We start from the raw sequence: 26369 nt of genomic DNA, 5'->3' as shown, positions 1-26369 counted from the left end.
GGCCCGTCATGTCGGACGAACTCAGACCATCCCGGAAGCTCTGGATCTTGGCGGCAGTGGCGGCGCTCGCGCTCCATCTGGGTGGTGCTGCGCTCGCGCTGGCCCATTTGCGCACTGACGACGATGGCGACGGCCTTGGTGCCAACGGTGCAGAGTTCGCCGTGGAAATGGCATCGCCCAAGGCGCCCGAAACCGATCTGCCGCCCGGACCCGACAGCGAAGCGATGCAGGAACAGCAGGCGCTCCCCGAGCAGAAGGCCGAGACCAAGGAGACGGAGCTTCCAAAGGATCTGTCGCAGGAGGTCGAGGATCCCGACCGCGTCGTGACCGAGAACAACGCGAAGAAGCCGACGGAGGACGATCCGAAGATTCAGGCGGTCGAGACCCCGGCCGCCGAAGCCTCGCCGAAATCGGTTGCGACCGCGCGGCAGACGCTTGAGGAGGATGCGCGCGAGGCCGAGAAGGCGCTGGCGCCCGTCATCGGTATCGGCAAGGACATCCTGAAGCTGACGGCCGATTGGAACCGCAAGATCAGCGCGCATCTGGCGCTGCACAAGGTCAACCCGGACGGCAAAGTGCCCAATAACCAGAAGGTCAAGGTGAGCTTCGCCATCAACCGGAAGGGCAACGTGCTGTCGGTGGATGTGGTGGAGTCGTCGGGAGACGGAGCCTACGATGCGGCGGCGGTGTCGATCGTCCGCAAGTCCGATCCCATCCCGCAGCCGCCCGCCGGACTGACCGAAGACCGGTTCGAACGTACGGTCGACATCATCTTCACTCCGCCGGACGCGAAGAAGAAAAAGACGGCTCAGCGCCAGTAGAGCCGGATCCCGACATAGACCACGACCAGGCACACAAAGATCAGCGCTACCGGGAGCGGCCGTTTCTGGCTTCCAGCGAATGCCGCCGCCCCGAAGGAGGCGGCCTTCTTCGGTTTCGGCGCCGGCCGGCGGAAGGCGGTAACATTGTCCGCCGCTGGTTCAGGCGGACGGGTGCGGACGTCGGGCGGCGATCCGGCGCCACCCATCTCGACATAATAGGCCCTGTAGATCGCGCCGATGGTGGCTTCGCTGGCCTCGTTCTCGCTCATCTGCGTCAGCAGATTCCTGTAGCTGGCGAGGAACTCCTGGGCCTCGGGTGGCAGTGCGGACGCCCCGTTGAGCTTGGCCATCATGTTCCAGGTGGCAAAATCGGCGCGGGCGCGGGTGTCGGCGCGTCGCGCGATCAGCATATCGGCAGCTTTGACCAAGTCGGCCTCTGGCCCTTCGGCGTGGGAGTGTTCTGTTCAACTAAACGTTGCCGGTCAGAAACAGAACAGCCTGAATCACATAACCGGTCAACGTTCGCAGTATTGCTGAAATAACATCAAGATTTAGACCGAACTGCGAACCCGCAAGCGGCAGCAGGATCAACAGGCCGATCAGGATCAGCATACCGAACGGCTCGAGCCGGGACAGCGGCGCGGCGAGGGGGCGGGGCAGCAGCCCGACCGCAACGCGTCCGCCATCGAGCGGCGGAATCGGCATCATGTTGAACACGGCCAGGATCGCGTTGATCACGAGGGCATTCTTGAGGTTGTCCGCAACCCATTTCGCCGAGCTCGCGGGCACCAGGGGCAGGGCATGGAAGGCGAGGGCCGCGGCCAGCGCCAGCAGGATGTTGGTGACGGGCCCAGCCAGCGCCACCCAGACCATGTCGAGCCTGGGGTTGTTCAGCTTGCGGAAGTTCACCGGCACCGGCTTGGCATAGCCGAACAGGAATGGCGAATGCGCGAATAGCAGCATCGCGGGCAGGATCAGGGTGCCGAACGGATCGATATGCCGAAGCGGGTTGAAGCTGACGCGGCCGAGCTGCGAGGCCGTATTGTCCCCGAGCCGGTCCGCGACGAAGGCATGCGCGGCCTCATGAAAGGTGATCGCGAGCACCAGCGGCAGCACCCAGACGGAAAGATCATAGAAGGAGATGTTCACGGCTCGTCCGTCCCGGTTCGCACGCGCGCTTTGCAAAGCTGGCCGTATAGGGCCACAACGCTTTACGATCTACTGTTATATGGCGCCCGATTCCGAAATTGCCCGCTGCAGATGATCCGCCAGCAGTGCCGCCGGACGCGACAGGTTGCGCGCGCGGTGGAGGCGGATATCCGCCGCCGGCAGCGGTGGCAGGCCGTCGCGCTCGGACAGAACGCGCAGGCGAGGGGGCAGAATGCCCGCCTTCACGACCGTGATCGCGAGGCCCTGCACCGCGATCGCTTCCACCGCCGCGAGGCTCCGGCTGACGAAGGCGAGCCGCCACGGGCGGCCGGCGGCATCGAGGGCCTCAGTGGCCCACTGGCGGAACAGGCAGCCCGGCGGGTAGAGTGCGACGGGGAGCGTGGAGTGCTGCGCCCCGGCTGAATATGACGCGGCTGCGGCCCAGACTGCCTGCTCGCGCCGCAGCAGCTCGCCATTGCCGCTTCGTACCGGATGCATGGCGATAACAAGGTCATAGTCTTCGCCGAGCCGGGCCGGCATCGTCGCCGTCAGCCCCGTCTCGATGTCGACCCGGATCTCCGGACGGCTTCTGGCAAAATGCGCCAGCAATGGCGGAATGACGATCGTGCCGTAATCGTCCATCACGCCGAGACGGACCACGGCATCGGGCTTGCGCGGGCGGAGCGCATCGACCGCTTCTGCATTGAGGTCGAGAAGCCGTCTTGCATAGACGAGCAGCTCGTGACCGGCCGCGCTCAGCGCCACGCCCGACCTTGTGCGGTGAAACAGCCTGACGTTCAGCCGCTCTTCGAGGCGCCTGATCTGGACGCTCACCGCCGATTGGGTGCGGTTGAGGATCGCGGCCGCGCGCGTGAACGACCGATGATCGGCAACGGCGAGGAAGGCCCTCAGAAGGTCGGGGTCGAGATCGGGCGGGGTCATGACGAAAACTAATCCTGGCATGACGGAAATTCCATTCCCCGTTTCGGCGCGTCTCCTATGCTGACCGAAAGCCATCGGGAGGAATCGTGGGCGAGGTTCTCGGCGTTCTTGCCGCCGTGTTGTCGAGCGCGCTGGGCGGGACGTCCATTGGTGCCACGCGCTATCTCGTGGGGAGCATCGATCCGCTCGCGATCGGCTCGTTCCGGTTCGGCATCGGCTTTCTCCTGTTGCTGCCGCTGGCGCTGCTGCGCGGCGATCGCTGGCCGAAGCGAGGGGACTGGGCTGCCGCCGTCACGCTCGGCATCCTGTTCTTCGCGCTGTTTCCGATCCTGTTCAACGCGTCGCTGATCTTCACGACCGCCGCGCGCGGCGCGCTGGCTCTGTCGACGCTTCCTTTGCTGTCGCTCGTGATCGCGGCTGCGCTCGGCGCCGAAGCCCTGACCTGGCGCAAATCGGTCGGTGTCGTGATCGCGACCCTTGGCGTTGCGGTGGCGCTTCTGTCCGACCTGACCTCAGCCCCGTCGGGCGCCTGGCGCGGCGATCTCCTGATGATGGCGGCTGCACTGTGCATGGCGCTGTACGGCATCTGGTCGAAGCCGCTGATCCGGCGCTCCAGTCCGATCGCCTTTACGACCATGAGCATGGCGGCCGGCGCGGCCTGCCTCATCCTGCTCGCGTCTATCCGCGGCAGTTTTGCGCCCGCCGCGGGCTTCGGGATGCCGCAGTGGCTGGGAGCCCTCTATCTGGGTGCCTTCGGCGCGGCGCTGACCTTCTATCTCTGGGCCTTCGCGCTGGAGCGGACGACGCCGACGCGCGTCGCGATCTCGGTGACGGTCAATCCGGTCACGGCATCGCTGGTCGGGGCCTGGCTGCTGAACGAGCCGCTGCGCTGGAATCTGGCGGCCGGCGTCGTCGCGGTGTTTGCCGGGATCTGGATCGCGACGACCGCGGGCAAAGGCAGGCGATGAACAAGCTCGATGGTCATCATGAGACTGATCGCGAAGGCTCCTCAATCGACCGCAGCGTGACCGACTTGATGCCATAGTGCATGTGACTGTAGCGCTTGACGTACTCCCAAGCGCTTTGCCTCGCTCCTATCAGACCCGTGAAGCGGAAATTGAGAGGACGACCACCGATCTTCACGAGCCAATACCAGTCCTCCTGCTCGACGGTGATAGGAGCCTGCTCTGGCGCCTCGACGGCGGGACGCAGGAACCACTTGTCGTCCTTGGCTTCCCAATAGAACTCCATCAAGCTCTCCTCATCGCAGTGGCGGACGTTGAGCGGCTCGTCCTCCGCCTCGAACCGCACGCGCCGCACAGGCATCCACCTTCCCGGATCATGGCGCTCCTCAATAGGTCGCGCGTCCACCGGAGATGTCGAACACCGCGCCGGTCGAGAACGCGCAATCCTCAGATGCGAGCCAGGCCACCATCGCGGCGAGCTCTTCCACCAGCACGAACCGTCCCTTCGGAATCTTCGACAGCATGAAGTCGATATGCTGCTGCGTCATCTGGTCGAAGATCGCGGTCTTGGCCGCGGCCGGCGTCACCGCATTCACCAGGATGTCATGTGCGGCCAACTCCTTGCCGAGCGATTTCGTCAGCGCGATCAGGCCGGCCTTGGAGGCCGAATAATGCGCCGCGTTGGGATTGCCTTCCTTGCCGGCGATCGAGGCGATGTTCACGATGCGCCCGTATTTCTGCTTGAGCATAATGGGCACGATGGCCTTGCAGACGATGAAGGGGCCGTCGAGGTTGATGCGTAGCACTTTGCGCCATTCCTCGAGGTCGGTCTCCCAGACCGGCTTGTTGACGCCGGCGATGCCGGCATTGTTGACGAGGATGTCGACCTTGCCGAAGGCGGCGAGCGTGGCGTCGCGCGCCTGCTCGACGGCCGCGGTGTCGGTGACGTCGACCTTGAAGACTTTTGTGTCGCCGCCAATCTCTTTCGCCGTCTTCTCGGCGAGTGTAGCGTCGAAATCCCAGATCGCGACCTTGGCGCCTGACGCGACAAAGCGCTCGGTGATGGCACGGCCAAAGCCCTGAGCGCCGCCCGTGACGATGGCGACGCGGCCGTTGAGATCGATCTTGTTCATGAGATTTGCTCCCGAGCGTCAGAGCATGTAGCCGCCGTCGACGACCAGATCGACGCCGGTGGTGAAGGCGCTCTCGTCGCTGCCGAGATAGACCGCCATGGACGCGATCTCCTCGGCGGTGCCGAGCCGGCCCATCTTCTGGCGGGAGATGAACATCTCCTTGCCCTGCGGTCCTTGCGCGGCGGCGCGGTCGAGCATCGAAGGCGTCTCGACGGTGCCGGGGCAGATCGAGTTGCAGCGGATGCCCTTGGTGATGAAGTCGAGCGCGACCGCGCGCGTCAGCAGCGACACCGCGGCCTTCGACGAGCTGTAGACGTAGCGGTTGGCCGGCGGCCGCAGCGCCGCGCAGGACGAGATGTTGACGATGCTGCCGCCGTCCCCCGCCAGCATCTCGGGCAGGAAGGCCCTGATGGTCCGGTGCATCGACTTGACGTTGAGGTCGAACGAAAAGTCGAAATCCTCTTCCGAGCATTCCAGGATGGTGCCGTGGTGCACGAAGCCCGCCGCGTTGAGCAGGATGTCGATCTTGCCGACGCGCTTGGCAAAGGCGTTGACGTCGGCGGTGTTGCGGACGTCGAGCCTGGCGACCTCGGCGATGCCTTCCTTGGTCAGGCTCGCGATTCCGGCCTCGTTGATGTCGGTGGCGATCACGGCTGCGCCTTCGCGCGCGAATGCGATCGCGCATGCGCGCCCGATGCCTGCCGCAGCAGCCGTGACGACGGCGCGCTTGCCCTTGAGGCGGTCTGCCATTTTGCTGTTCTCCTCACCTTGAATTTGGTTGTCAGTGCCGTGGCCCGGATGAGCGCGCGAGCGCGATATCCGGGAGCGGGGTCCCGGGTGTCGCTTCGCTCACCCGGGCTACGCGCACTTGGCCTAGTGATTATCCCGCGCCACGCCAAACGTGCCGGCGACGTTCTGATAACGCGTGGCAAGCTCCATGCAGGCACCCGTCGACTGCTGGCCGACGGTGTTGCGGTAGATCTCCTGCCACGGCGTCTGGTTCGGCGGATGCTTGAAGCCGCCATTGGCCCTGAGCTCGGCATGGCGCTTCTTCAGCTCCTCGTCCGAGATCATGATGTTGGCGCTGCCCTTGTTGAGGTCGATACGCACCTTGTCTCCGGTCTTCAGGATCGCAAGACCGCCATTGGCGGCGGCTTCCGGCGAAGCATTGAGGATGGAGGGCGAGCCCGAGGTGCCGGACTGGCGGCCGTCGCCGATGCAGGGCAGGGACAGGATGCCGCGTTTGATCAGCGCCGCCGGCGGCTGCATGTTCACGACTTCGGCGCCGCCGGGATAGCCGATCGGGCCGGTGCCGCGGATGAACAGCACGCAGCGCTCGTCGATGTCGAGCGAGGGATCGTCGATCCGCGCGTGATAGTCCTCCGGACCCTCGAACACGATGGCGCGGCCCTCGAAGGCGTTGAGATCCTTCGGGTTGCTGAGATAGCGGTCGCGGAATTCCTTGGAGATCACGGAGGTCTTCATGATCGCGGAATCGAACAAATTGCCCTTCAGCACCAGGAAGCCGGCATCCTTCACCAGCGGCTTGTCGTACGCCCAGATCACGTCGTTGTCGGGCTCCGGCGCATTCTTGCAGTTCTCGCCGATGCCGCGGCCGTTGACCGTGACGGCGTCCTCATGGATGCGCTTGTGCTTCATCAGCTCGCGCACCACCGCCGGCACGCCGCCGGCGCGGTGGAATTCCTCGCCGAGATAGAAGCCGGCCGGCTGCATGTTGACGAGCAGCGGCACGTCGTGGCCGACCTTCTGCCAGTCCTCGATCGAGAGCTCGACGCCGATGTGGCGGGCCAGCGCGTTGATGTGGATCGGCGCGTTGGTCGAGCCGCCGATGGCCGAGTTGATCACGATGCAGTTCTCGAACGCCTTGCGGGTCAGGATGTCCGAGGGCTTCAGGTCTTCCCAGACCATCTCGACGATGCGTTTTCCGGTCTCGTAGGCGATCTGGCCGCGCTCGCGATAGGGGGCGGGGATCGCCGCGCAGCCCGGCAGCGAGAAGCCGAGCGCTTCGGCAAGCCCGTTCATGGTCGAGGCGGTGCCCATCGTGTTGCAGTGGCCGACCGAGGGTGCCGACGAGGCCACGATCTCCATGAACTCTTCATAGTCGATCTCGCCGGCCGCGAGCCGCTCGCGCGATTTCCATACGATGGTGCCGGAGCCGGTGCGCTCGCCATTGTGCCAGCCGTTCAGCATCGGGCCGCCCGACAGCACGATCGCGGGCAGGTTCACGGTGGCCGCCGCCATCATGCAGGCCGGCGTGGTCTTGTCGCAACCGGTGGTGAGCACGACGCCGTCGAGCGGATAGCCGTAGAGGACCTCGACCAGCCCGAGATAGGCGAGGTTGCGGTCGAGCGCCGCGGTCGGGCGCTTGCCGGTCTCCTGGATCGGGTGAGTCGGGAATTCCATCGCGATGCCGCCGGCTTCGCGGATGCCCTCGCGGACGCGATGGGCGAGCTCGATGTGGTGGCGGTTGCAGGGAGAGAGGTCGTTGCCGGTCTGGGCGATGCCGATGATCGGCTTGCCCGACTGCAACTCGGCACGGGTGAGGCCGTAATTCAGATACCGCTCCATGTAGAGCGCGGTCATGCCCGGGTTGTGCGGGTTGTTGAACCATTCCTGCGAGCGAAGGTGGCGGCGAGAACCGTTGCTGCCGGCGGCATGCCCATTGGTTGGTTTCTTTGTCATTGGTTTCTCCTGCAATGCAAACGCACTGGCGTCCGTCTCATGGCGTCGGCATGTGCGATGCCCAACGGCGCGAGCGATGATCTGCCTTCCCGGCTGGCGGGTCGTTTCCTCACGATTCCGATACTAGTCGTGGCTACTTGGTAACGCTATCATTTTGTTCACCGCACCCGCGCCGGAAACGGCTGGCCTGCTGTCCGAACGTCGTGCCAACGAGCTTTGACGCTCGATCACCTTGAAGCCGAGATCGAGCACCGGCTGCTCCGGGCGCCGCCCTTCGATCGCGTTGATCAGCATGGTGGCGGCCGTCTTTCCCATCTCGTAGCGGTTGGTGCGGATGCTGGTGAGGGTGGGGACGGCGGAGGCCATGAATTCGAGGTCGTTGAAGCCGACGATCGCGATCTGCCCGGGGACTGCGATCTCCCGGCGCCGGCATTCGAACAGCACGCCGAGCGCGAGGTCGTCATTGGCGCAGAACACCGCATCGATGTCGGGCTCGCGCGCCAGGAGATCGGTGAACAGGGCTCCGCCGAGCGTCACCGAAGTCGGCGTGGCCGTCGTGACGACGAGGCGCTGCTCGAACAGTCCGGCGTCCTTCATGGCCGAGACATATCCGTCCAGCCGCCGCTGCACCCGCGGATCCATGCGCGCACCGACGAAGCCGATCTTGCGGTGACCTTGCTCGAACAGGTGCGCAACCGCCGCGCGGGCTGCATCATAGTGCGAAAAGCCGATCATCATGTCGACCGGATCGGGCCCGATCTCCATGATCTGCACGATCGGGCAGTCCGCGGCCTCCAGCATCGCGCGGGACTCGGCGGTCTGGTCGATGCCGGTGACGATCAGCCCGGCCGGCTTCTGCGCCAGAAACAGGCGCAGCAACTTCTCTTCCTGGAGAATGCTGTAGCGCGTGTTGGACAACTGGATCGAGTAACGGCTGCCCTCTGACGCGTCATAGATGCCGCGCAGCACGTCCGAGAACACGTTATTGGTGAGAGAAGGGATCAATACACCGATGACTTCGGTGCGTTGCGAGGCCAGTGCCCGTGCGGCAAGGTTGGGCACATAGCCGAGCTCCTTGGCGGCGCTCTCGACCCGCGTCCGCTTGGCGACCGACAGGGCCTCCGGATTGCGGAAGAAGCGGGACGCGGTGATCGGGCTGACGCCGGCGAGCTCGGCGACTTCGGCCAGCCGGATTTTGCCTGACTTGGTGCGTTTTCGACCCATTTGCTGCTCTTAACACAGTCAGTCCTGCAAACAAAGGAACGTTGACAGCGCTACCAGCAACGACTAACCAAAGACAAATTGCCAAAACCGCACAAACTACCGACAATGTCGCCCGCTAAGATCGGGCTTCGTTCGGTGAAGTCTGAAAAAACAAGACGGTCGCGGCGCGAGAGGCGTCGTGGACTTTCGAGGAGGGAGCTAGATGTCGTCTGTGCAAATCCGCGACGTGCGGAAATCGTTCGGCAACTTTGAAGTCCTGCACGGCGTGACGATTCCGATCGAGGACGGCCAGTTCGTCGTCCTGGTTGGCCCCTCCGGCTGCGGCAAGTCGACTCTTCTGCGCATGCTCGCCGGGCTCGAGAACATCACCTCCGGCACGATCTCGATCGGCGACCGCGTCGTCAACAATGTCCAGCCCAAGGAGCGGGACATTGCGATGGTGTTCCAGAACTACGCGCTCTATCCGCACATGACGGTGGCCGAGAACATGGGCTTCTCGCTGAAGCTCCGCAATGCCAGCTCGGACGAGATCAACAAGCGCGTCAAGCGCGCCGCCGAGATCCTCGCGCTGTCGCCGCTGCTCGACCGCTATCCGCGCCAGCTTTCCGGCGGCCAGCGCCAGCGCGTTGCCATGGGCCGCGCCATCGTGCGCGATCCGCAGGTCTTCCTGTTCGACGAGCCGCTGTCGAACCTGGATGCCAAGCTGCGCGTCGCGATGCGCACCGAGATCAAGGAGCTGCACCAGCGGCTGAAGACGACGACCGTCTACGTCACCCACGACCAGATCGAGGCCATGACCATGGCCGACAAGATCGTCGTCATGCATGACGGCATCGTCGAGCAGATGGGCACGCCGCTCGAGCTCTACGACAAACCGGACAACCAGTTCGTCGCCGGCTTCATCGGCTCGCCCGCGATGAACTTCCTCAAAGGTCATGTTCGCGTCAACGGCGTTGCCACCTTCGAGGGGCCGAACGGCGTCAAGCTGCCGCTCAAGACCGCGCCGGCGGGCTCGGACGGCCGGCCCGCAGTCTACGGTGTGCGGCCGGAGCACTTCACCATCGCCGATGACGGCGCCGAGGCAGAGATCATCGTGGTCGAGCCGACCGGCTCGGAGACGCAAGTGTTCGCCAAGGTCGGCGGCGAGCAGGTCGTCGCGGTCTTCCGCGAGCGTCATCAGTTCAACCCGGGCGACAAGGTGCGGCTGAAGCCCGACCCGTCGCTGGTTCATCTGTTCGACGATGCGACAGGCAAACGCATGAACGCCTAGCGCATCAGACCACGAAGCATAAGACGACAAAAAAGCATCACAGGGAGGACAACATGCAAGACTTTACCCGCCGGACTCTGCTTCAAGGCGGAACGGCACTGGCTGCGACCGGCATGCTGACTGGGCCGGCACTGTTCGACTTCGCCAAGGCCTGGGCGCAGAGCGCGCCCTGGAAGGCCGAGCCCGGCGCCAAGCTGACCGTGATGCGATGGAAGCGCTTCGTGCCGCAGGAGGACGATGCGTTCAACGCGATGGTGGCGGCGTTCAAGGCTGCCACGGGCACCGAGATGAACGTGTTCAGCGAATCCTTCGAGGACGTGCAGCCGAAGGCCTCGGTCGCGGCCAATACCGGCTCCGGGCTCGATCTCGCCTGGGGCCTGCACACGCTGCCGCAGCTCTTCCCCACCAAAGTGCTGAAGATGAACGACGTCGCCGATTATCTCGGCCAGAAATACGGCGGCTGGACCGATGCGGCCGCCAAGACCTGCAAGCTCGGCAACGACTGGCTCGGCATTCCCGTCGCGACCAACGGCGGCTACATGAACTACCGCAAGTCGGCGCTCGACAAGGCTGGCTTCAAGGAATTCCCGAAGGATTTCCCCGGCTTCCTCGAAATGTGCAAGGCCCTGAAGGCCAACAACACGCCGGCCGGCTTCGCGCTCGGGCACGCATCGGGCGACGGCAATTCGTGGCTGCACTGGGTGCTGTGGGGGCACGGCGCCTACACGGTCGACCAGAACGACAAGATCATCATCAATTCGCCGGAGACGGCGAAGGCGCTGGAGTACTGCAAGGCGCTGTACGAGAGCTTCATCCCGGGCACGGCGTCCTGGAACGACTCCTCCAACAACAAGGCATTCCTCGCCGGAGAGCTCTATTGCACGGCGAACGGCATCTCGATCTACGTGGCCGCCAAAACCGACGCGAGCAAGAAGGAGCTTGCCGCGGACACCTATCACGCGCTGTGGCCGGTCGGTCCGGTCGGCAAGCCGACCGAACTGCAGCTCGCTCTGCCGATCCTCGCCTTCAACTTCACCAAATATCCGAACGCGGCGAAGGCCTTCGTCGCCTTCATGCTGGAGAAGGAGAATTACGAGAAGTGGCTGGATGGCGCGCAGGGCTACCTGACCCAGACCTTGAACGCCTACGAGACGGCGCCGATCTGGACGGCGGATCCCAAGAACACCGTGTTCTCGCAGGCCTCCAAGCGCACGCTGCCTGCGTCCGGTATCGGCACGGTCGGCGAGAAGGCGGCGACCGCAATCGCCGATTTCATCGTCGTCGACATGTTCGCCAACTACTGCACCGGCGCCAAGGATACGAAGGGCGCGATGGCGGATGCCGAGCGCCAGCTGAAGCGCATCTATCGCTGACGGTCACGGGGCGGGCGGCCGTCCGGCCGCCCGCTCGTCAACATTTCGATCAGGGATATCGGGCATGGCTGATGTCGCAATTCCCCGGGCCAAGCCTCAGATGAGCGAGGCGAGCGCCTGGACCCAGCTCAAATACAATCGCAACTGGCTCGGCTTCTGGTTCATGGTGCCGGCCATGGCGTTCCTGATCTTCTTCCTGGCCTATCCGCTCGGGCTCGGCATCTGGCTGTCGTTCACGGACACGCGCATCGGCAGGGTCGGGCAGTTCATCGCCACCGAGAACTACGAGTGGCTCTGGGACGACTCCATCTTCTGGCTGTCGGTGTTCAATACGCTGCTCTACACCTTCGTCGCCAGTGCCTTCAAATTCGCGATCGGACTCTATCTCGCGCTGCTGCTCAATGAGCACATGCCCTTCAAGGCGATGCTGCGCGCGATGGTGCTCATCCCCTTCATCGTTCCGACCGTGCTCTCGGCACTCGCCTTCTGGTGGATCTTCGACTCGCAATTTTCGATCATTTCCTGGTCGCTGAAGCAGCTCGGCCTGATCAGCCAGAACATCAACTTCCTCGGCGACACGACCTGGGCGCGGATTTGCGTGATCTTCGCCAATGTCTGGCGCGGCGTGCCGTTCGTCGCGATCACGCTGCTCGCGGGCCTGCAAACCGTCTCGCCCTCGCTCTATGAGGCGGCAACGCTCGACGGCGCCACGCGGTGGCAGAATTTCCGCTACATCACCTATCCGCTGCTGACGCCGATCATCGCCGTCGTGATGACCTTCTCCGTGCTCTTCACCTTTACCGACTTCCAGCTGATCTGGGCGATGACCCGTGGCGGCCCCGTCAATGCTACCCATTTGATGGCAACCCTGTCCTATCAGCGCGCGATCATCGCCGGACAGCTGGGCGAGGGGGCCGCGATCTCCAGCGCCATGATCCCGTTCCTGCTCGCCGCGATCATGGTGTCCTGGTTCGGCCTGCAGCGTCGCAAGTGGCAGCAGGGGGAAAGCAATGACTGACCCCCGTGCTGTTTCGGTTTTCTCGCGCGAACGGGGCAAGCCCCGCGCGCTGTCGCAAGCGGCAACAGGGAGAAAGCAATGACTGATCTTCCTGCCTCGAAAGTCGATCTCAAGGCCGTCATATCGGCGCCGTCGCGCGTCGACAACAGCGAGGGCATGAGCTACCTGCAGTCGGTACCGCGCAGGCTCGTGACGCTCTATCTGCCGCTCACGATCATCGTCGTCGTCCTGCTGTTCCCGTTCTACTGGATGGCGCTGACGTCGGTGAAGCCCGACGAGCAGTTGCTCGATCTCGACAAGTACAATCCGTTCTGGACCTGGAATCCCACGTTCAAGCACTTCCACAAGCTGCTGTTCGAGAGCTACTACCCGCATTGGCTCTGGAACACGATGTACGTGGCGATCTGCGCCACGGTGCTCTCGATCGTCGCATCGGTGTTCGCGGCCTACGCCATCGTGCGGTTGCGCTACAAGGGCGCCAATCTCGTCGGGGGGCTGATCTTCCTCGCCTATCTCGTGCCGCCGTCGATCCTGTTTATTCCGCTCGCCACCGTCGTGTATCAGTATGGCCTCTTCGACTCGCCGCTGGCGCTGATCCTGACCTATCCGACGATCCTGATCCCGTTCTCGACCTGGCTGTTGATGGGCTATTTCAAGACCATCCCCTTCGAGCTCGAGGAGTGCGCCCTGATCGACGGGGCGAGCCGCTGGCAGATCCTGATCAAGATCGTGGTGCCGCTCGCGATTCCCGGGCTGATCTCGGCCTTCATCTTCTGCTTCACGCTATGCTGGAACGAGTTCATCTATGCGTTGACCTTCCTGCAGTCGACCAGCAACAAGACGGTGCCGGTCGCGATCGTCAACGAGTTCGTGGACGGTGACATCTACCGCTGGGGATCGCTGATGGCCGGAGCCCTGGCCGGTTCGCTGCCGCTCGTGATCCTTTACGCCTTCTTCGTGGAGCATTATGTGTCGGCGATGACCGGCGCCGTGAAGGAATGATCGCGGGGCTTGCCGAGGGCGCATCGGGAGCGGTGCGCTCCTGCCAATAAGAAGGAGTAGGCTCTTGCACATTCTGGTTCTGGGCGCCGCCGGCATGGTCGGCCGCAAATTCTGTGAACGGTTGTTGCGCGATGGCCGGCTCGGCAAGAGCGACATCACGAAATTGACCATGCATGACGTGGTCGAGCCCAAGAAGCCGGAGAAGGCCGGTTTCCCCGTCGAGACCGTGTCGGGCGATTTCGCCGTGCCGGGCGCGGCCGAGAAGCTGATCGCCGGCCGCCCCGACGTGATCTTCCATCTCGCCGCGATCGTCTCTGGCGAAGCCGAGCTCGATTTCGACAAGGGCTACCGCATCAATCTCGACGGCACGCGGATGCTGCTCGATGCGATCAGGCTCGTCGGCGGCGGCTACAAGCCGCGCGTCGTCTTCACGTCCTCGATCGCGGTGTTCGGTGCCCCGTTTCCGGATGCGATCGGCGACGAGTTCTTCCACACCCCGCTGCTCAGCTACGGCACCCAGAAGGCGATCGGCGAACTCCTGCTCGCCGACTATTCGCGCCGCGGCTTCCTCGACGGCATCGGCATCCGCCTGCCGACCATCTGCATCCGGCCGGGCCTGCCCAACAAGGCGGCATCGGGCTTCTTCTCCAACATCCTGCGCGAGCCGCTCGCCGGCAAGGAAGCGATCCTGCCGGTGTCCGAGGACGTCCGCCACTGGCACGCCACGCCGCGCTCGGCCGTCGGCTTCCTGCTTCACGCCGGCACCATGGATCTTGCCACCGTCGGCCCGCGCCGCAACCTGACCATGCCGGGCCTGTCGGCAACGGTCGGCGAGCAGATCGCGGCCTTGAAGCGCGTCGCCGGCGAGAAGGTCGCCGCCCGTATCAAGCGCGAGCCGGATCCCTTCGTCGTCGGCATCGTCGGCGGCTGGCCGCGCAATTTCGACCCGAAGCGTGCGCGCGAGCTCGGCTTCACCACGGCCGAGAAGACTTTCGACGATATCATCCGCATTCACATCGAAGACGAGCTCGGCGGCAATTTCGTCGCCTGAGACCTCTGACTGAGCGGGTCAAGTGATGGCGAGCGTTGCTTGCATCGGTGAATGCATGGTCGAGCTCAGGCAGGCGCAAGGAGGTGCGTCCGCCGGGCAGGGGGGCGGCCTGTACTCACGCGGCTTCGGCGGTGATACCCTCAACACCGCCGTCTACCTGGCGCGACTCGACGTCAAGGTCGACTATCTCACCGCGCTCGGTGATGACGGTCTCAGCGATGAGATGATCGCGGCCTGGAATGCGGAGGGCGTCGGCACGCGGCGTGTCGTGCGGCTGGCGGGCAAGCTGCCCGGCCTCTACATGATCCAGCTGGATGCGAGGGGCGAGCGGCAGTTCTTCCACTGGCGCGACAGCGCGGCGGCGCGGCAGCTGATGAGCCTGCCGGAAACGGACGAGATCCTCAATTCGCTGATGAGCTACGACGTCGTCTATCTCTCCGCGATCACGCTCTCGATCTACGACGCTCCCGGACGCGAGCGCCTGTTCGCGGCAATCAAGCGCGCGCGCCTGCTCGGTACCCGCTTCGTGTTCGACACCAATTTTCGCGCGCGGGGCTGGCCGGATCGCGACGTCGCCCGCGAGGTCTTTGCCGCAGCCTTCGCGACCGCCGACATCGTGCTGACCTCGACCGAGGACCTGCTCGCGCTCTATCCCGGCGAGAGCCACGACCAGCTGATGGCGCGCATCCCGAGTCCGGAGCTGGTGTTCCGGCTCGCCGAGCCCGTCAGCCTGCTGCGCTTTCCCGGCGGGACCAGCGAGGTTCGCGCCGAACCCATGACGAAACCGGTCGTCGACACCACCGCCGCCGGCGACAGCTTCGCCGCGGCCTATATCGCGACGCGGCTCACCGGTTCCGGTCCGGTCGAGGCCGCCCAGGCCGGACATCGTCTGGCCAGCCTCGTGATCTGCTATCCCGGCGCCATCATTCCGGGCTATGCCATGCCTCCGAAGAAGCGGCACCGGCCGGCGGCCTCGCGCCAGGCAACCAAATGAATCGAGACCTATGACCACGACCGCCCAACAAAATCACCTCGTCGCGCTGTTCAAGGCGGCGACCGTCATTCCCGTCCTCACCATCGAGCGCATCCAGGACGCGGTGCCGCTGGCGCGTGCGCTGGTTGCCGGCGGCGTCCGCACGCTGGAGGTGACCCTGCGCACCGCCGTCGCGATCGAAGCCGCGAGGGCGATGATGGCCGAAGTGCCCGAGGCGGTCGTCGGCATCGGCACGATTCTCAATCCGGCCGACTTCACCCGTGTCGAGAAGCTCGGCGTCGCGTTCGGCATCAGCCCGGGCCTGACACCCGAGCTGCTCAAGGCCGCAACCGACAGCTCCTTGCCGTTCGCGCCGGGCATTGCCACGGCCTCCGAGCTGATGATGGCGCTGTCCTACGGCTTCGACGTCGCAAAATTCTTCCCGGCCGAGCAGGCCGGGGGCATCAAGGGCCTGCGCGCCCTCGGCGGGCCGTTCCCGAACGTGCGGTTCTGCCCCACCGGTGGCGTCGGCGAGGCCAATGCGGCGAGCTGGCTGGCGGAGCCCAACGTGGTTGCGGTCGGCGGCTCCTGGCTGTGCCCGACGGCGGAGATCCGGGCCGGGAACTGGGCCGGCATAACTGCCATCTGCCAGCGCACCGTCCAGGCCCTGAAAGCCGCGTGAAGTCTTGCCATCTCTGGGCTATGACTTAGCTCAGGAAGAGATCCCCAGGGAGAGAACATCATGACCGCCAGCATCGTCGGATGGGCGCATACGCCGTTCGGCAAGTTCGACACCGAAACCGTCGAAAGCCTCATCACCCGCGTGGCCAACGAAGCGCTGGCGGATGCCGGCATTTCGGCTGGCGACGTCGACGAGATCGTGCTTGGCCATTTCAACGCCGGCTTCTCCCCGCAGGATTTTACCGCCTCGCTGGTGCTCCAGGCCGACCCGAAGCTGCGCTTCAAGCCGGCGACCCGCGTCGAGAACGCCTGCGCCACCGGCTCCGCCGCCGTTCACCAGGGCCTGCGCGCGATTGCCGCAGGGGCCGCCAAGATCGTGCTGGTCGTCGGCGTCGAGCAGATGACGCGCACCCCTAGCGCCGAGATCGGCAAGAACCTGCTCAAGGCGTCCTACCTGCCCGAGGACGGCGACACTGTCGGCGGCTTCGCCGGCGTGTTCGGCAAGATTGCCAGCTCCTATTTCCAGAAATATGGCGACCAGTCCGATGCGCTGGCGCTGATCGCGGCCAAGAACCACAAGAACGGCGTCGCCAATCCCTTCGCCCAGATGCGCAAGGATTTTGGCTTCGACTTCTGCCGCGCCGAGAGCGAGAAGAACCCTTACGTCGCCGGCCCTTTGAAGCGCACCGACTGCTCGCTGGTCTCCGATGGCGCCGCAGCGCTGGTGCTGGCCGATGCCGAGACTGCCAAGGGCATGAGCAAGTCGATCGGCTTCCGCGCCACCGCGCACGCCCAGGACTTCCTGCCGATGAGCAAGCGCGACATCCTCCAGTTCGAGGGCTGCACGGTCGCCTGGCAGCGCGCCCTGGAAAAGGCCGGCGTGACGCTGTCCGATCTCTCCTTCGTCGAGACCCATGACTGCTTCACGGTCGCCGAGCTGATCGAGTACGAAGCGATGGGCCTGACGCCGAAGGGGCAGGGCGCCCGCGCCATCAAGGAAGGCTGGACGCTCAAGGACGGCAAGCTGCCGGTCAATCCCTCCGGCGGCCTGAAAGCCAAGGGCCATCCGATCGGCGCCACCGGCGTCTCGATGCATGTGATGACCGCGATGCAGCTCGCAGGGCAGGCCCCCGAGGGCATGCAGCTCAAGAATGCCAAGCTCGGCGGCATCTTCAACATGGGCGGTGCGGCCGTCGCCAACTACGTCTCCATCCTGGAGCCGCTGAAGTAGGCTCTCGTAGGGTGGGCAAAGGCGCGTAAGCGCCGTGCCCACCTTTTCCTTGCGTTAGATCATGGTGGGCCCGCTTCGCTTGGCCCACCCTACGGCTCCTGATTGATTGGCGAGACGCGCATCATGAGCAACGACTACGAAGACTCTCTCTCCCTCGACGCACTCAACGACCGCATCGCGATCCTCGAGGACAATATCCGCCAGCTCATCGAGCAGGCCGCGGCCGCCTCGGGCGAGCAGAACGAGTCGCGCATCGCCGACCGGATCAGCCAGCAGAACGAAGAGCTCGACCGGCTCCTGAAGATCCGGGAATCCCGCCAGAAGAAATAGCGGTCGATATCGCCGCGCTGCGCATGCCGCCATACGCCGCCCGCCCTTGCGCGAGCGGCGGCGCTGCCGTTAGCTGGACCGAATTCGCGGGCCGCGCCTTGAGCCTCGCGCAATCGGGAGCGAACGATGGGGCCGCTGAAGGGCATCAAGGTCATCGACATGACCACCGTGCTGATGGGTCCTTATGCGACCCAGATGCTCGGCGATTACGGGGCTGATGTCATCAAGGTGGAGTCGCTGGACGGCGATGTCACCCGGCTGATCGGCCCGATGCGACACGCCGGCATGGGCCCGGTGTTTCTCAACACCAACCGCAGCAAGCGCTCGATCTGCCTCGACCTGAAAAAGCCCGCCGGCCGCGAGGCCGTGCTGCGGCTGCTGAAGGACGCCGATGTCCTGGTCTACAACGTCCGTCCGCAGGCGATGGCGCGGCTTCAGCTCGGCTACGATGTCGTGTCCGCCATCAATCCGCGTCTGGTCTATGCCGGCGTGTTCGGTTTCGGTCAGGACGGGCCCTATGCCGCGAAGCCTGCCTATGACGATCTGATCCAGGGCGCCACTGCGCTGCCGTCGCTGATGGCGCAGACCGGCGACGGCGTACCGCGCTACGTGCCGAATGCGCTGGTCGACCGCATCGTCGGCCTCACCGCGGTCGGGGCGATCTGTGCCAGCCTCGTGCACCGCGACCGCACCGGCCGTGGCCAGCGCGTCGACATCCCGATGTTCGAGACCATGGCCGGTTTCGTCATGGGCGATCACATGGGCGGGCTCACCTTCGAGCCGCCGCTCGACAAGGGCGGCTATGCCCGCCACCTCTCGCGCGACCGCAGGCCCTACAAGACCTCGGACGGCTATCTCAGCGTCATCGTCTACAACGACAAGCAGTGGGAGAATTTCTTCAAGGCCACGGGGCGCGACGATCTGCGCGCCGATCCCAAATTCGCGACTTTCGCCGGCCGCGCCGCCAACATCGATGTGGTCTACGCCGAGCTCGCGCGCATCTTCGAGACGCGCACCACGGCCGAGTGGATCGACCTGCTCACCAAGGCCGACGTGCCGGTCATGCCGATGCACGACCTCGCGTCGATCCTGCACGACGAGCATCTGGAGGCGACCGGTTTCTTCCCGGTCGTCACGCATCCGACCGAAGGTCCGATCCGCAGCATGAAGGTGACGGCGACCTGGTCCGAGACCGAGGCCGAGCCGGTGCGCCTGGCGCCGCGGCTCAACGAGCATGGAGCGGAGATCCTGCGCGAGATCGGCTACTCCCAGGACGAGATCGCCGCCATGGTCCGCGATGGTGTCACGCGCGCGGCGCCGGAGTAGGGAGGAAGTGATGGCGCATACTCTCTCATCCGTCATTCCGGGGCGGTCCGGAGGACCGAACCCGGAAGCTCGAGAGTCCGGGTTCGATGCTGACGCATCGCCCCGGAATGACGAGGGGGAGAGAACATGAGCTTCATCACCGGCGTCGGCCTCACGCCGTTCGGCAAGCACGAAGGCTCGTCCTCGCTCGACCTGATGAGCAAGGCCGCCCAAGCCGCGCTCGACGATGCCGGGCTGACACGCTCGGACATCGACGGCATCCTCTGCGGCTACTCCACCGTCTCCCCGCACATCATGCTCGCCACCGTCTTTGCCGAGCATTTCGGGATCCGTCCGTCTTACGCCCATGCCGTGCAGGTCGGTGGCGCCACGGGACTCGCGATGACGATGCTCGCGCACCAGCTCGTCGACGCAGGCGTCGTGCGCCACGTGCTCGTCGTCGCCGGCGAGAACCGCCTCACCGGACAGAGCCGCGATGCCTCGATCCAGGCGCTGGCGCAGGTCGGCCATCCCGACTACGAGGTGCCGCTCGGCCCGACCATTCCCGCCTATTACGGCCTCATCGCAAGCCGCTACATGCATGAATATGGCGTGACCGAAGAGGACCTCGCCGAGTTCGCGGTGTTGATGCGCGCCCACGCCTGCACCCATCCGGGCGCGCAATTTCACGATCCCATCACGGTCGCCGACGTCATGGCCTCCAAGCCGGTGGCGATGCCGCTCAAGCTGCTCGACTGCTGCCCGGTCTCCGACGGCGGGGCCGCCTTCGTCATCAGCCGCGAGCGGACAGGGAAAGCGGGTGTGCGCATCCGCGGCTGCGCCCAGGCGCATACCCATCAGCATGTCACGGCCGCGCCTGGCCTCAGCGAGCTCGGTGCCGAGATCTCCATCGCGCGCGCCAGGCAGGCGACAGGCCTTGCGATCTCCGACGTACGTTACGCCGCGATCTACGACAGCTTCACCATCACGCTCGCGATGCTGCTGGAAGACCTTGGCCTTGCCGGCCGCGGCGAGGCGGCCGCGCGCGTCCGCGCCGGCCATTTCGGCCGCGACGGTGCCATGCCGCTCAACACCCATGGCGGTCTGCTCAGCTATGGCCATTGCGGCGTCGGCGGCGCCATGGCGCATCTGGTCGAGGCGCATTTGCAGATGACGGGCCGGGCGACGAATCGGCAGGTGCGCGATGCATCCATTGCGCTGCTGCACGGCGACGGCGGCGTGCTGTCGTCGCACGTGAGCATGTTCCTGGAGCGGGTGCGATGAGCGAGCGTCTCGCGGACTGGACCAAGGGCGAAGAGGCGATCACGTTTCAGGCCTGTGGCGCGTGCAGCCATGTGCAGTATTTCCACCGCGCCTTCTGCGCGGCCTGCGGCGCGCCCGATCCGCGTGAGCAGCGCGCCAGCGGCGAGGGAAGGGTCTACGCGACCTCACTGGTCTGCCGCGCCGCCACGCCCGAAACGCGCGCCCACGTGCCCTACAACATCCTGCTGGTCGATTGCGCCGAGGGCTTTCGCATGATGGCGCACGGCGCGAGCGATCTCGCCATCGGCGATTCGGTCGTCGCGAGCTTCAAGCCCTTTGCGGGAAAGCTCGTGCCGTTCTTCGCGAAGAGGGCCTAGTGGGATCGTCATTCGGGGGCGGTCATGGGACCGAGCCTGGAACGGGTATTCTGGGCCTGGCCTGTGCGAGGGCCACCCCGGAATGACGAAACTCTACTCTAGCGCCCGTAGAACAAGATGCTGGCGATGACGAGCATCGCCGTCACCGCCAGCATATGCGCAAGCGCTCCCGAGGCCGCCCCCTTGGTGGCTTCCTTCATGCCGTTCTCTCCCTAGACTTGGGCGTGACTCGTCGTTGCGCGGCTAGCGCACCCGACGGCCAATTGTTTTTACTCGGAACACCCCACTCTCGAGTATTCACCGCGATCTGTCCCCACGCGGCGAATATCGACTGTTTCAGGGTCGATCAGCAATGCGGCGGCAATTTGACTCGATGATGTTGCTCCTGCGTCCGCCCGCGAATAGAGTCTGTGGGAACTTATCCCCACAACGACAAAAAGCATCAAAAGCTCAGGGAAAACTTCAGGAAAATCATGGCCCGCATTCAGTACAGCGACCCGTCCAAGGCATCCGACCGCACCCGCGAAATCCTCGACAAGAACCGTCATGCCAACATTTTCCGCATGATGGCGCACTCGCCGAGCTACTTCGAGCAATACTGCCGCTTGGGGGGCGCCATCAGGCACAAGGGCGAGCTCGATCCGATCGTGCGCGAGCTCGCGATCACCCGCACCGGAATCTTGTGCGAGGCCCCGTATGAGATCGTCGCGCACAAGCGGATCGGCAAGAATGTGGGCGTCACCGACGAGCAGAACGAGGCGCTCGAGAACTGGCAGGCGGCGTCCTGCTTCAATGAGGTGCAGCGCGCCGCGCTCGCCTTTACCGATGAGGTCGTGAAGCTGAAGAAGCCGACGGATGCGACGTTCAAGGCGATCGCGTCGAAGCTGACGCCGGCCGCTCTGGTCGAATTGCAGCTCTCGGTCGGCTTCTACATCATGACCTCGAAATTCCTGGAGACCTTCGAGATCGATCTCCAGCCTGTCACCGAAGTGGTGGGCTGAATCGATGCAAGCGGCGGGGAATGCCGATGACGATCGATGAATACGCGGTCTGGGCCGCGGGTATTGCGAAAGTCGATGAGCAGCCGTCCAACGAGCGGCTGTCTTATCTGGGCCTCGGACTTGCCGGCGAAGCCGGCGAGGTCGCCGACCACATCAAGAAGCTCTTGCGCGATGATTGGCTCGACAAGGCGGGCCTGGTCGATGAGCTTGGCGATGTCATCTATTACTGGGCCTGCCTCTGCGCCGCGACCGGCCAGAAGCCGTCCGAACTGCTCGAAGCGAGCGCTGCCAAGATCAAGCGGCGGCTGAGCGAAGCGGCGAGCCGTTAGGGCCCATGTGGGCGGGAGGCGCGGATCACCTCTCCCAATCGGGGAGAGGTGAAAGGACCTCGGCCGCGACTCACGTCGACGTCAGAATATCCACCTTCGCATTGGCAACGATCAGGCGGTCGGCCAGCAGCTGGGCGAGGTTGCGCATGATGCATTCGCTGGCGCGTGGATGCTGCTTGCGGAAGCGTTCGAAATCCTTCAGCGACACCTCGCATGCGGTTGCCGCCATGTCGGCGAACACGTCGGCAGAACGCGTTGCCTCCAGCAGTGCCATCTCACCGAATGCCATGCCGGCGGTGAGCGTCGCCAGCCGTATGCCGTCTGGCAAGGTGACGTGCACCGCGCCGCTGCGCAGGAAATACAGGGCATCCGCAGGATCGCCGGTCGTGAGAATCTTCGCGCCGGACTGATAGGTCCTGATGGTGCAGAGCGAGGCCAGATCGGTCAGCTCTTCCTCGCTCAGCCCTGCCAGCAGTGGCTGCTCGGCGAGCTTGGTTGTCTCGTGAAAATCGATCGAGCCGCCGTAGCGATACACGATCTGGTCTTCGGCCCATTCGATCGCGGTGTCGAGCAGGTAGAAGTCGCGGACGTTCTTCAGCTCGGCGGTCCATTCGCGCAACGTGTTCCATTCCTTGGAGGCACGTCTGACGCCTGACAGCACGACGGTCACGTTCAGCGCCGCAAGCTCCTCGAACGCCTCGGCGACCAGCCGCGCGCCGGCGCGCGTGGTCGAGGTCACGCGGTGCAGATCGAAGATCACGAATTGCGGCCGCGGTCGCCCGGCAATGCGCCGCGAGACGTAATCGACCGCGGAGAGCGACAGCGTGCCGACCAACTCGATGATCCGCACCTCCTGTTCGTGCGCCGCCAAAATCTCACGCTCCTGCGGGCGGCGCACGCGGCGCGACGGGCTCTTGCCGATGTCGTAGTCCGCGATGACGGCGTTGCGCGCATCGTCGCTGCGGTTGAGCATGTGCAGGTCGTAGTGCGAGGACAGCGCCTCGCACACCTTGATGCCGCGCACGCTGTTGCCGTGCTTGTCGAGGCGCGGTGAATAGCTGCCGAGTCCGAGGCGGGCGGGCAGGGCGGCCAAGATGCCGCCGCCGACCCCGCTCTTGGCGGGAATGCCGATCCGGTAGATCCACTCGCCGGCATAGTCGTACATGCCCGACGATGTCATCACCGAGAGCGTGCGCGAGATCGCGTAAGCGCTGAGCACCTGCTCGCCCGTCACGGGATTAATGCCCCGATTGGCGAGCGTCGCCGCCATCACCGCGATGTCCCGCGCGGTGACCAGCACGGCGCATTGCCGGAAATAGACGTCGAGGACGCCGGCGACATTGTCCGAGATGACCGCATTGGTCTTCAGCAGATAGCCGATGGCGCGGTTGCGGTCGCCGGTCTGGCTCTCGGAGGCATAGACGGCCTCGTCGAGCGCGAGGTCGCGTCCGGCAAAGCGGCTGAGCGCAGTGCGAATCTGCTCGAAGGCCTCCACGCCCTTGCTGTCGTAGATCAGCCCGGTGCAGGCGATCGCGCCGGCATTGACCATCGGGTTGAACGGATGGTTGTCGGAATTGAGCCGGATCGAGTTGAAGGGATCGCCCGAGGGCTCGACGCCGATCGCGCTCTCGACCGTGGCGGCACCGAGCAGGTCCAGCGCCAGTGCGAACACGAAGGGCTTCGACATCGACTGGATGGTGAAGGGCACGCGGCTGTCGCCGACCTCATAGACATGGCCGTCCAGGGTCGCCAGGCTGATGCCAAAATAGGCAGGGTCGACCTTGCCGAGCTCGGGAATGTAGTCGGCGACATGGCCCGAGGTCTCGGCGGAGAATTCGCTGAGGCAATTGTCCAGGAACCGCAGCAAAGGCGGTTTCGAGCGGGTCCAGGCGGAGGCGGCGGGCAGGTGCGGCTTCATCGCCGCACTTGTGCAACGCAATTAAGGCACGCGCAACCCGTCCGGCATCACAGGCTGGCGTCGGACCAGAAGAAGCGCGATCAAGATCGTCGGCAGCAGGATCGCCAGCCCCAGCATCGTGACCTGCATCTGCGACAGCGGCATGATCCCGCCGCCGGGGGTCGCCACCACGAAGCCGCCGATCACGAGCAGCACGCGAATGGGCCATTCCAGCGCGCCGGCACCGCGGAGGTCGCCGACGAAGGGCTGGTAGCCCTGGATGCCGCCGCAGATGAACAGCGTGCCGAAGGCGGCGAGCCCCATCAGGCCGAGGCCGGCGAGATAGGGGCTCGGCCCTTGCAGCACCAGCGCCGGATTGAGCACGAAGAAGAACGGCAGGAAATAGATGATGCTGCCGACCCACATCGATTCCCAGCCCGTCTTCATCGCCGGTGAACCTGCAATGCCTGCGGCCGCGAACGAGGCGATCGCAACCGGCGGGGTGATCGACGACAGCATACCCCAGTAGAAGATGAACATGTGCACCGCCATGCGGTTGAGCCCGAGCTTCTCCAGCGCCGGCGCGACCAGGATGGCGAGGAAGATATAGCAGGCGGTCGTCGTCAGGCCGAGGCCGAGAATGAGGCTGGTGAGGGCGCACATGCCGAGCAGCAGGAACGGGTTGTCGCCGGCGATGTGCAGGAGGTCGTTGGCGAGGCTCGAGACGACGCCGGTCATCGAGAAGGCGCCGATCAGCAGGCCGCAGCCGGCGAGGATGCCGACGAGCTCCACGAAGGTGCGTCCGTTCACCTCGAGGAATTTGCCGATCGTCGCCAACGTCCAGCGCGTGTCCTTGGAGAAGAGCTGGTTGAGAACCAGCAGCAGCGCGGTCGCATAGAACGGCGCGTGGCTCTCGCGCTTGAAGTAGAGCAGCATCACGACCAGGAGCGCGATGACGAAGACGTAGTACCAGCCCTCCTTGATCGTATCCATGATCCGCGGCAGTTCGGCGCGCGGAATGCCCTGCAGCTTGTGGCGGGCCGCATAGGCGTCGACCTGCATGAACAGGCCGACATAGTAGAGCACGGCGGGGATGATGGCGGCGATTGCGACGTCGGCGTAGCTGACATTGAGGAACTGCGCGATCACGAAGGCGGTGGCGCCCATCACCGGCGGCGCCAGCACCGCGCCGGTCGAGGCGCAGGCCTCGATCGCGGCCGCATAGGAGGCGCGGAAGCCGCTCTTCTTCATGACCGGGATGGTCATGGTGCCGGCGGTCAGCACGTTGGAGATGATCGAGCCCGACATCATGCCGAGCAGGCCGCTGGCAAAGATGCAGACTTTCGCCGCGCCGCCGCGGAAGGTGCCGCACAGCGCGAAGGCGAGATTGATGAAGAATTTTCCAGCCCCCGTCATCATCAGCGCGGTACCGAACACCAGGAAGCCGATCACGGTGTCGGCAAAGGCTTGGATGGGAATGCCCAGCAGGCTTTCGCCCGATAGCACGTGATAGGCGGTCGCCTGCTCCAGGGTCGATTGCGTGCCGCGGAACGGACCGAGCCAGCCGGCTTCGGCAAACAGCGGATAGACGGTGAAGGGCAAGACGCTCAGCAGCAGGCTCCAGCCGCCGGTGCGGCGCAGCGCCTCCATCAGCATCACCCACATCACGAGGCCGGCGGCGATCACGTTGGTCGGCGCGCCGCCGAATTCCCAGCCGGCCTCCGCCGCCTTGCGCACGTTCGACATCAGCAGCAGCGCTGCCGCGAAGGTCGCGAGGAACAAGACCAGGTCGTACCAGGGAATGCGGTCGAGCGGGGCGCGCTCAGTCCCTGGGAAGATCAGGAAGGTGAAGGGCAGCATCAAGGCGATCAGGAGGTAGAAATACTCCGTGTTGAGCTGGGTGTAGCCGATGAAGAAGCGCAGCGAGAATTGCTGGTTGATGCAGAGCAGGATCGTCGCCGCGGTCGCTGCGACCAGCGCCCAGCGCCAGGGGCCGCGCAGGGTGCGCACGCGCGTGACCTCCGCCTCCTGCATGTTGGCGGCGGCGCCATGCGGATCGTCGAACACGATCCGCTTGGCCTCGTCTTGCGGGGCGGTGGTGGTGGAGGAAGACATCATTGATCCCGCGCCTGTGGGCTGTTGAACGCAGACTAAGCCAATGGCAGTTGTTTGAATCGCTCGGGCCGCGCGCTCAACCTCTCCCGCTTGCGGGAGAGGTCGCGCCGAAGGCGCGGGTGAGGGCTTTCGCCTCTGGGGGAGTCCCACCGTGGAAACACCCTCTCCCCAACCCTCCCCCGCAAGCGGGGGAGGGAGCGCACTTCCCTCTTGGCG

At 64.9% G+C, this 26369-nt stretch carries 26 protein-coding genes; 16 read left to right on the top strand and 10 right to left on the bottom strand.

Annotation, left to right across the window (positions count from 1 at the left end):
- Positions 1 to 8 precede the first annotated feature (8 nt).
- Complete coding sequence (locus tag AC1RQP_RS05780; RefSeq protein WP_239623110.1) at positions 9 to 821, top strand: energy transducer TonB family protein; 813 nt, start codon at positions 9 to 11, stop codon at positions 819 to 821.
- Here AC1RQP_RS05780 and AC1RQP_RS05775 read toward each other — a convergent pair.
- From AC1RQP_RS05775 to AC1RQP_RS05765, 3 genes are all read right to left on the bottom strand, one after another.
- Complete coding sequence (locus AC1RQP_RS05775) at positions 809 to 1231, bottom strand: hypothetical protein (RefSeq protein WP_239629718.1); 423 nt, start codon at positions 1229 to 1231, stop codon at positions 809 to 811. The two genes, AC1RQP_RS05780 and AC1RQP_RS05775, sit on opposite strands and share 13 nt — an antisense overlap.
- 58 nt (positions 1232 to 1289) lie before the next feature.
- A complete protein-coding gene (locus AC1RQP_RS05770; protein ID WP_061876814.1) occupies positions 1290 to 1970 on the bottom strand; it encodes a site-2 protease family protein in 681 nt (226 codons plus the stop codon).
- Between the two features lie 75 nt (positions 1971 to 2045).
- The gene (locus AC1RQP_RS05765) at positions 2046 to 2912 is read right to left on the bottom strand and encodes a LysR family transcriptional regulator (RefSeq protein ID WP_492936388.1); all 867 of its coding nucleotides are present in this window, start codon (positions 2910 to 2912) and stop codon (positions 2046 to 2048) included.
- An 86-nt stretch (positions 2913 to 2998) separates the two neighbouring features.
- Between AC1RQP_RS05765 and AC1RQP_RS05760 the strand changes: the two genes are divergently transcribed.
- Complete coding sequence (locus AC1RQP_RS05760; RefSeq protein ID WP_492936208.1) at positions 2999 to 3880, top strand: DMT family transporter; 882 nt, start codon at positions 2999 to 3001, stop codon at positions 3878 to 3880.
- A gap of 16 nt (positions 3881 to 3896) precedes the next feature.
- Here AC1RQP_RS05760 and AC1RQP_RS05755 read toward each other — a convergent pair whose 3' ends face one another.
- The 5 genes from AC1RQP_RS05755 to gntR form a co-directional block, all read right to left on the bottom strand.
- A complete protein-coding gene (locus tag AC1RQP_RS05755; protein ID WP_492936207.1) occupies positions 3897 to 4238 on the bottom strand; it encodes a hypothetical protein in 342 nt (113 codons plus the stop codon).
- A 25-nt stretch (positions 4239 to 4263) separates the two neighbouring features.
- Complete coding sequence (locus AC1RQP_RS05750) at positions 4264 to 5010, bottom strand: SDR family NAD(P)-dependent oxidoreductase (protein WP_492936206.1); 747 nt, start codon at positions 5008 to 5010, stop codon at positions 4264 to 4266.
- An 18-nt stretch (positions 5011 to 5028) separates the two neighbouring features.
- Entirely contained in the window at positions 5029 to 5760 is a 732-nt protein-coding gene (locus AC1RQP_RS05745; protein ID WP_492936205.1) for an SDR family oxidoreductase, read from the bottom strand.
- Between the two features lie 123 nt (positions 5761 to 5883).
- The gene (locus tag AC1RQP_RS05740) at positions 5884 to 7713 is read right to left on the bottom strand and encodes an IlvD/Edd family dehydratase (RefSeq protein ID WP_239623117.1); all 1830 of its coding nucleotides are present in this window, start codon (positions 7711 to 7713) and stop codon (positions 5884 to 5886) included.
- A gap of 123 nt (positions 7714 to 7836) precedes the next feature.
- A complete protein-coding gene (gene gntR / locus AC1RQP_RS05735; protein WP_239623118.1) occupies positions 7837 to 8937 on the bottom strand; it encodes an HTH-type transcriptional regulator GntR in 1101 nt (366 codons plus the stop codon).
- 202 nt (positions 8938 to 9139) lie between these two features.
- On the opposite strand from gntR, the gene AC1RQP_RS05730 reads away from it, so the two are divergent.
- The 14 genes from AC1RQP_RS05730 (at position 9140) to AC1RQP_RS05665 (ending at position 22141) form a co-directional block, all read left to right on the top strand.
- Entirely contained in the window at positions 9140 to 10207 is a 1068-nt protein-coding gene (locus tag AC1RQP_RS05730) for an ABC transporter ATP-binding protein (protein ID WP_028179109.1), read from the top strand.
- A 53-nt stretch (positions 10208 to 10260) separates the two neighbouring features.
- Positions 10261 to 11580: an ABC transporter substrate-binding protein gene (locus AC1RQP_RS05725; RefSeq protein ID WP_492936204.1), complete on the top strand. Its 1320-nt coding sequence runs from the start codon at positions 10261 to 10263 to the stop codon at positions 11578 to 11580.
- A gap of 100 nt (positions 11581 to 11680) precedes the next feature.
- Positions 11681 to 12598: a carbohydrate ABC transporter permease gene (locus AC1RQP_RS05720; protein ID WP_197488609.1), complete on the top strand. Its 918-nt coding sequence runs from the start codon at positions 11681 to 11683 to the stop codon at positions 12596 to 12598.
- A gap of 78 nt (positions 12599 to 12676) precedes the next feature.
- Positions 12677 to 13600, top strand: a complete 924-nt coding sequence (locus tag AC1RQP_RS05715; protein WP_239623120.1) for a carbohydrate ABC transporter permease — start codon at positions 12677 to 12679, stop codon at positions 13598 to 13600.
- Positions 13601 to 13664: 64 nt separating this feature from the next.
- On the top strand, positions 13665 to 14651 hold the full coding sequence (gene denD, locus AC1RQP_RS05710; protein WP_239623121.1) for a D-erythronate dehydrogenase: 987 nt from the start codon (positions 13665 to 13667) through the stop codon (positions 14649 to 14651).
- 25 nt (positions 14652 to 14676) lie between these two features.
- Positions 14677 to 15645, top strand: coding sequence for a sugar kinase (locus AC1RQP_RS05705; protein WP_492936203.1), 969 nt, complete (start codon positions 14677 to 14679; stop codon positions 15643 to 15645).
- Positions 15646 to 15655: 10 nt separating this feature from the next.
- Positions 15656 to 16306: a bifunctional 4-hydroxy-2-oxoglutarate aldolase/2-dehydro-3-deoxy-phosphogluconate aldolase gene (gene eda, locus AC1RQP_RS05700; RefSeq protein ID WP_239623123.1), complete on the top strand. Its 651-nt coding sequence runs from the start codon at positions 15656 to 15658 to the stop codon at positions 16304 to 16306.
- Between the two features lie 60 nt (positions 16307 to 16366).
- A complete protein-coding gene (locus AC1RQP_RS05695; RefSeq protein WP_492936202.1) occupies positions 16367 to 17536 on the top strand; it encodes an acetyl-CoA acetyltransferase in 1170 nt (389 codons plus the stop codon).
- 123 nt (positions 17537 to 17659) lie between these two features.
- Positions 17660 to 17866, top strand: a complete 207-nt coding sequence (locus AC1RQP_RS05690) for a hypothetical protein (RefSeq protein WP_061876799.1) — start codon at positions 17660 to 17662, stop codon at positions 17864 to 17866.
- 126 nt (positions 17867 to 17992) lie between these two features.
- Positions 17993 to 19192 (top strand): CaiB/BaiF CoA transferase family protein, encoded by a 1200-nt coding sequence (locus AC1RQP_RS05685; protein ID WP_492936201.1) that lies wholly within the window; start codon positions 17993 to 17995, stop codon positions 19190 to 19192.
- Between the two features lie 126 nt (positions 19193 to 19318).
- The gene (locus AC1RQP_RS05680; protein WP_492936200.1) at positions 19319 to 20455 is read left to right on the top strand and encodes a thiolase family protein; all 1137 of its coding nucleotides are present in this window, start codon (positions 19319 to 19321) and stop codon (positions 20453 to 20455) included.
- Positions 20452 to 20811 carry a Zn-ribbon domain-containing OB-fold protein gene (locus AC1RQP_RS05675; protein WP_492936199.1) on the top strand — a complete coding sequence of 120 codons (360 nt, stop codon included), beginning with the start codon at positions 20452 to 20454 and terminating at the stop codon, positions 20809 to 20811. Before AC1RQP_RS05680 ends, AC1RQP_RS05675 begins: the two co-directional genes overlap by 4 nt.
- A gap of 473 nt (positions 20812 to 21284) precedes the next feature.
- The gene (locus AC1RQP_RS05670; protein WP_131871432.1) at positions 21285 to 21812 is read left to right on the top strand and encodes a carboxymuconolactone decarboxylase family protein; all 528 of its coding nucleotides are present in this window, start codon (positions 21285 to 21287) and stop codon (positions 21810 to 21812) included.
- Between the two features lie 26 nt (positions 21813 to 21838).
- Positions 21839 to 22141 (top strand): nucleoside triphosphate pyrophosphohydrolase family protein, encoded by a 303-nt coding sequence (locus tag AC1RQP_RS05665; protein WP_239623128.1) that lies wholly within the window; start codon positions 21839 to 21841, stop codon positions 22139 to 22141.
- A gap of 70 nt (positions 22142 to 22211) precedes the next feature.
- Here AC1RQP_RS05665 and glsA read toward each other — a convergent pair whose 3' ends face one another.
- Positions 22212 to 24059 (bottom strand): glutaminase A, encoded by a 1848-nt coding sequence (glsA, locus tag AC1RQP_RS05660; RefSeq protein WP_492936198.1) that lies wholly within the window; start codon positions 24057 to 24059, stop codon positions 22212 to 22214.
- 21 nt (positions 24060 to 24080) lie between these two features.
- Positions 24081 to 26156, bottom strand: a complete 2076-nt coding sequence (locus AC1RQP_RS05655) for a TRAP transporter permease (protein ID WP_492936197.1) — start codon at positions 26154 to 26156, stop codon at positions 24081 to 24083.
- Positions 26157 to 26369: the final 213 nt, after the last annotated feature.

It is taken from the genome of Bradyrhizobium sp. GW821-FHT13H06 (assembly GCF_058803975.1).
This window is presented reverse-complemented; position numbering and strand designations above follow the sequence as displayed.

Bases quoted from the DNA above. Each gene is read 5' to 3' on its own strand.
- AC1RQP_RS05675 (WP_492936199.1), top strand. From the start codon at position 20,452: ATGAGCGAGCGTCTCGCGGACTGGACCAAGGGCGAAGAGGCGATCACG.
- AC1RQP_RS05740 (WP_239623117.1), bottom strand. From the start codon at position 7,713: ATGACAAAGAAACCAACCAATGGGCATGCCGCCGGCAGCAACGGTTCT.
- AC1RQP_RS05680 (WP_492936200.1), top strand. From the start codon at position 19,319: ATGAGCTTCATCACCGGCGTCGGCCTCACGCCGTTCGGCAAGCACGAA.
- AC1RQP_RS05775 (WP_239629718.1), bottom strand. From the start codon at position 1,231: ATGCTGATCGCGCGACGCGCCGACACCCGCGCCCGCGCCGATTTTGCC.
- AC1RQP_RS05755 (WP_492936207.1), bottom strand. From the start codon at position 4,238: ATGCCTGTGCGGCGCGTGCGGTTCGAGGCGGAGGACGAGCCGCTCAAC.
- AC1RQP_RS05745 (WP_492936205.1), bottom strand. From the start codon at position 5,760: ATGGCAGACCGCCTCAAGGGCAAGCGCGCCGTCGTCACGGCTGCTGCG.
- AC1RQP_RS05730 (WP_028179109.1), top strand. From the start codon at position 9,140: ATGTCGTCTGTGCAAATCCGCGACGTGCGGAAATCGTTCGGCAACTTT.
- AC1RQP_RS05685 (WP_492936201.1), top strand. From the start codon at position 17,993: ATGGGGCCGCTGAAGGGCATCAAGGTCATCGACATGACCACCGTGCTG.
- AC1RQP_RS05690 (WP_061876799.1), top strand. From the start codon at position 17,660: ATGAGCAACGACTACGAAGACTCTCTCTCCCTCGACGCACTCAACGAC.
- AC1RQP_RS05750 (WP_492936206.1), bottom strand. From the start codon at position 5,010: ATGAACAAGATCGATCTCAACGGCCGCGTCGCCATCGTCACGGGCGGC.
- AC1RQP_RS05670 (WP_131871432.1), top strand. From the start codon at position 21,285: ATGGCCCGCATTCAGTACAGCGACCCGTCCAAGGCATCCGACCGCACC.
- AC1RQP_RS05695 (WP_492936202.1), top strand. From the start codon at position 16,367: ATGACCGCCAGCATCGTCGGATGGGCGCATACGCCGTTCGGCAAGTTC.
- eda (WP_239623123.1), top strand. From the start codon at position 15,656: ATGACCACGACCGCCCAACAAAATCACCTCGTCGCGCTGTTCAAGGCG.
- AC1RQP_RS05655 (WP_492936197.1), bottom strand. From the start codon at position 26,156: ATGATGTCTTCCTCCACCACCACCGCCCCGCAAGACGAGGCCAAGCGG.
- AC1RQP_RS05765 (WP_492936388.1), bottom strand. From the start codon at position 2,912: ATGACCCCGCCCGATCTCGACCCCGACCTTCTGAGGGCCTTCCTCGCC.
- glsA (WP_492936198.1), bottom strand. From the start codon at position 24,059: ATGAAGCCGCACCTGCCCGCCGCCTCCGCCTGGACCCGCTCGAAACCG.
- AC1RQP_RS05705 (WP_492936203.1), top strand. From the start codon at position 14,677: ATGGCGAGCGTTGCTTGCATCGGTGAATGCATGGTCGAGCTCAGGCAG.
- gntR (WP_239623118.1), bottom strand. From the start codon at position 8,937: ATGGGTCGAAAACGCACCAAGTCAGGCAAAATCCGGCTGGCCGAAGTC.
- AC1RQP_RS05780 (WP_239623110.1), top strand. From the start codon at position 9: ATGTCGGACGAACTCAGACCATCCCGGAAGCTCTGGATCTTGGCGGCA.
- AC1RQP_RS05715 (WP_239623120.1), top strand. From the start codon at position 12,677: ATGACTGATCTTCCTGCCTCGAAAGTCGATCTCAAGGCCGTCATATCG.
- AC1RQP_RS05720 (WP_197488609.1), top strand. From the start codon at position 11,681: ATGAGCGAGGCGAGCGCCTGGACCCAGCTCAAATACAATCGCAACTGG.
- AC1RQP_RS05725 (WP_492936204.1), top strand. From the start codon at position 10,261: ATGCAAGACTTTACCCGCCGGACTCTGCTTCAAGGCGGAACGGCACTG.
- AC1RQP_RS05665 (WP_239623128.1), top strand. From the start codon at position 21,839: ATGACGATCGATGAATACGCGGTCTGGGCCGCGGGTATTGCGAAAGTC.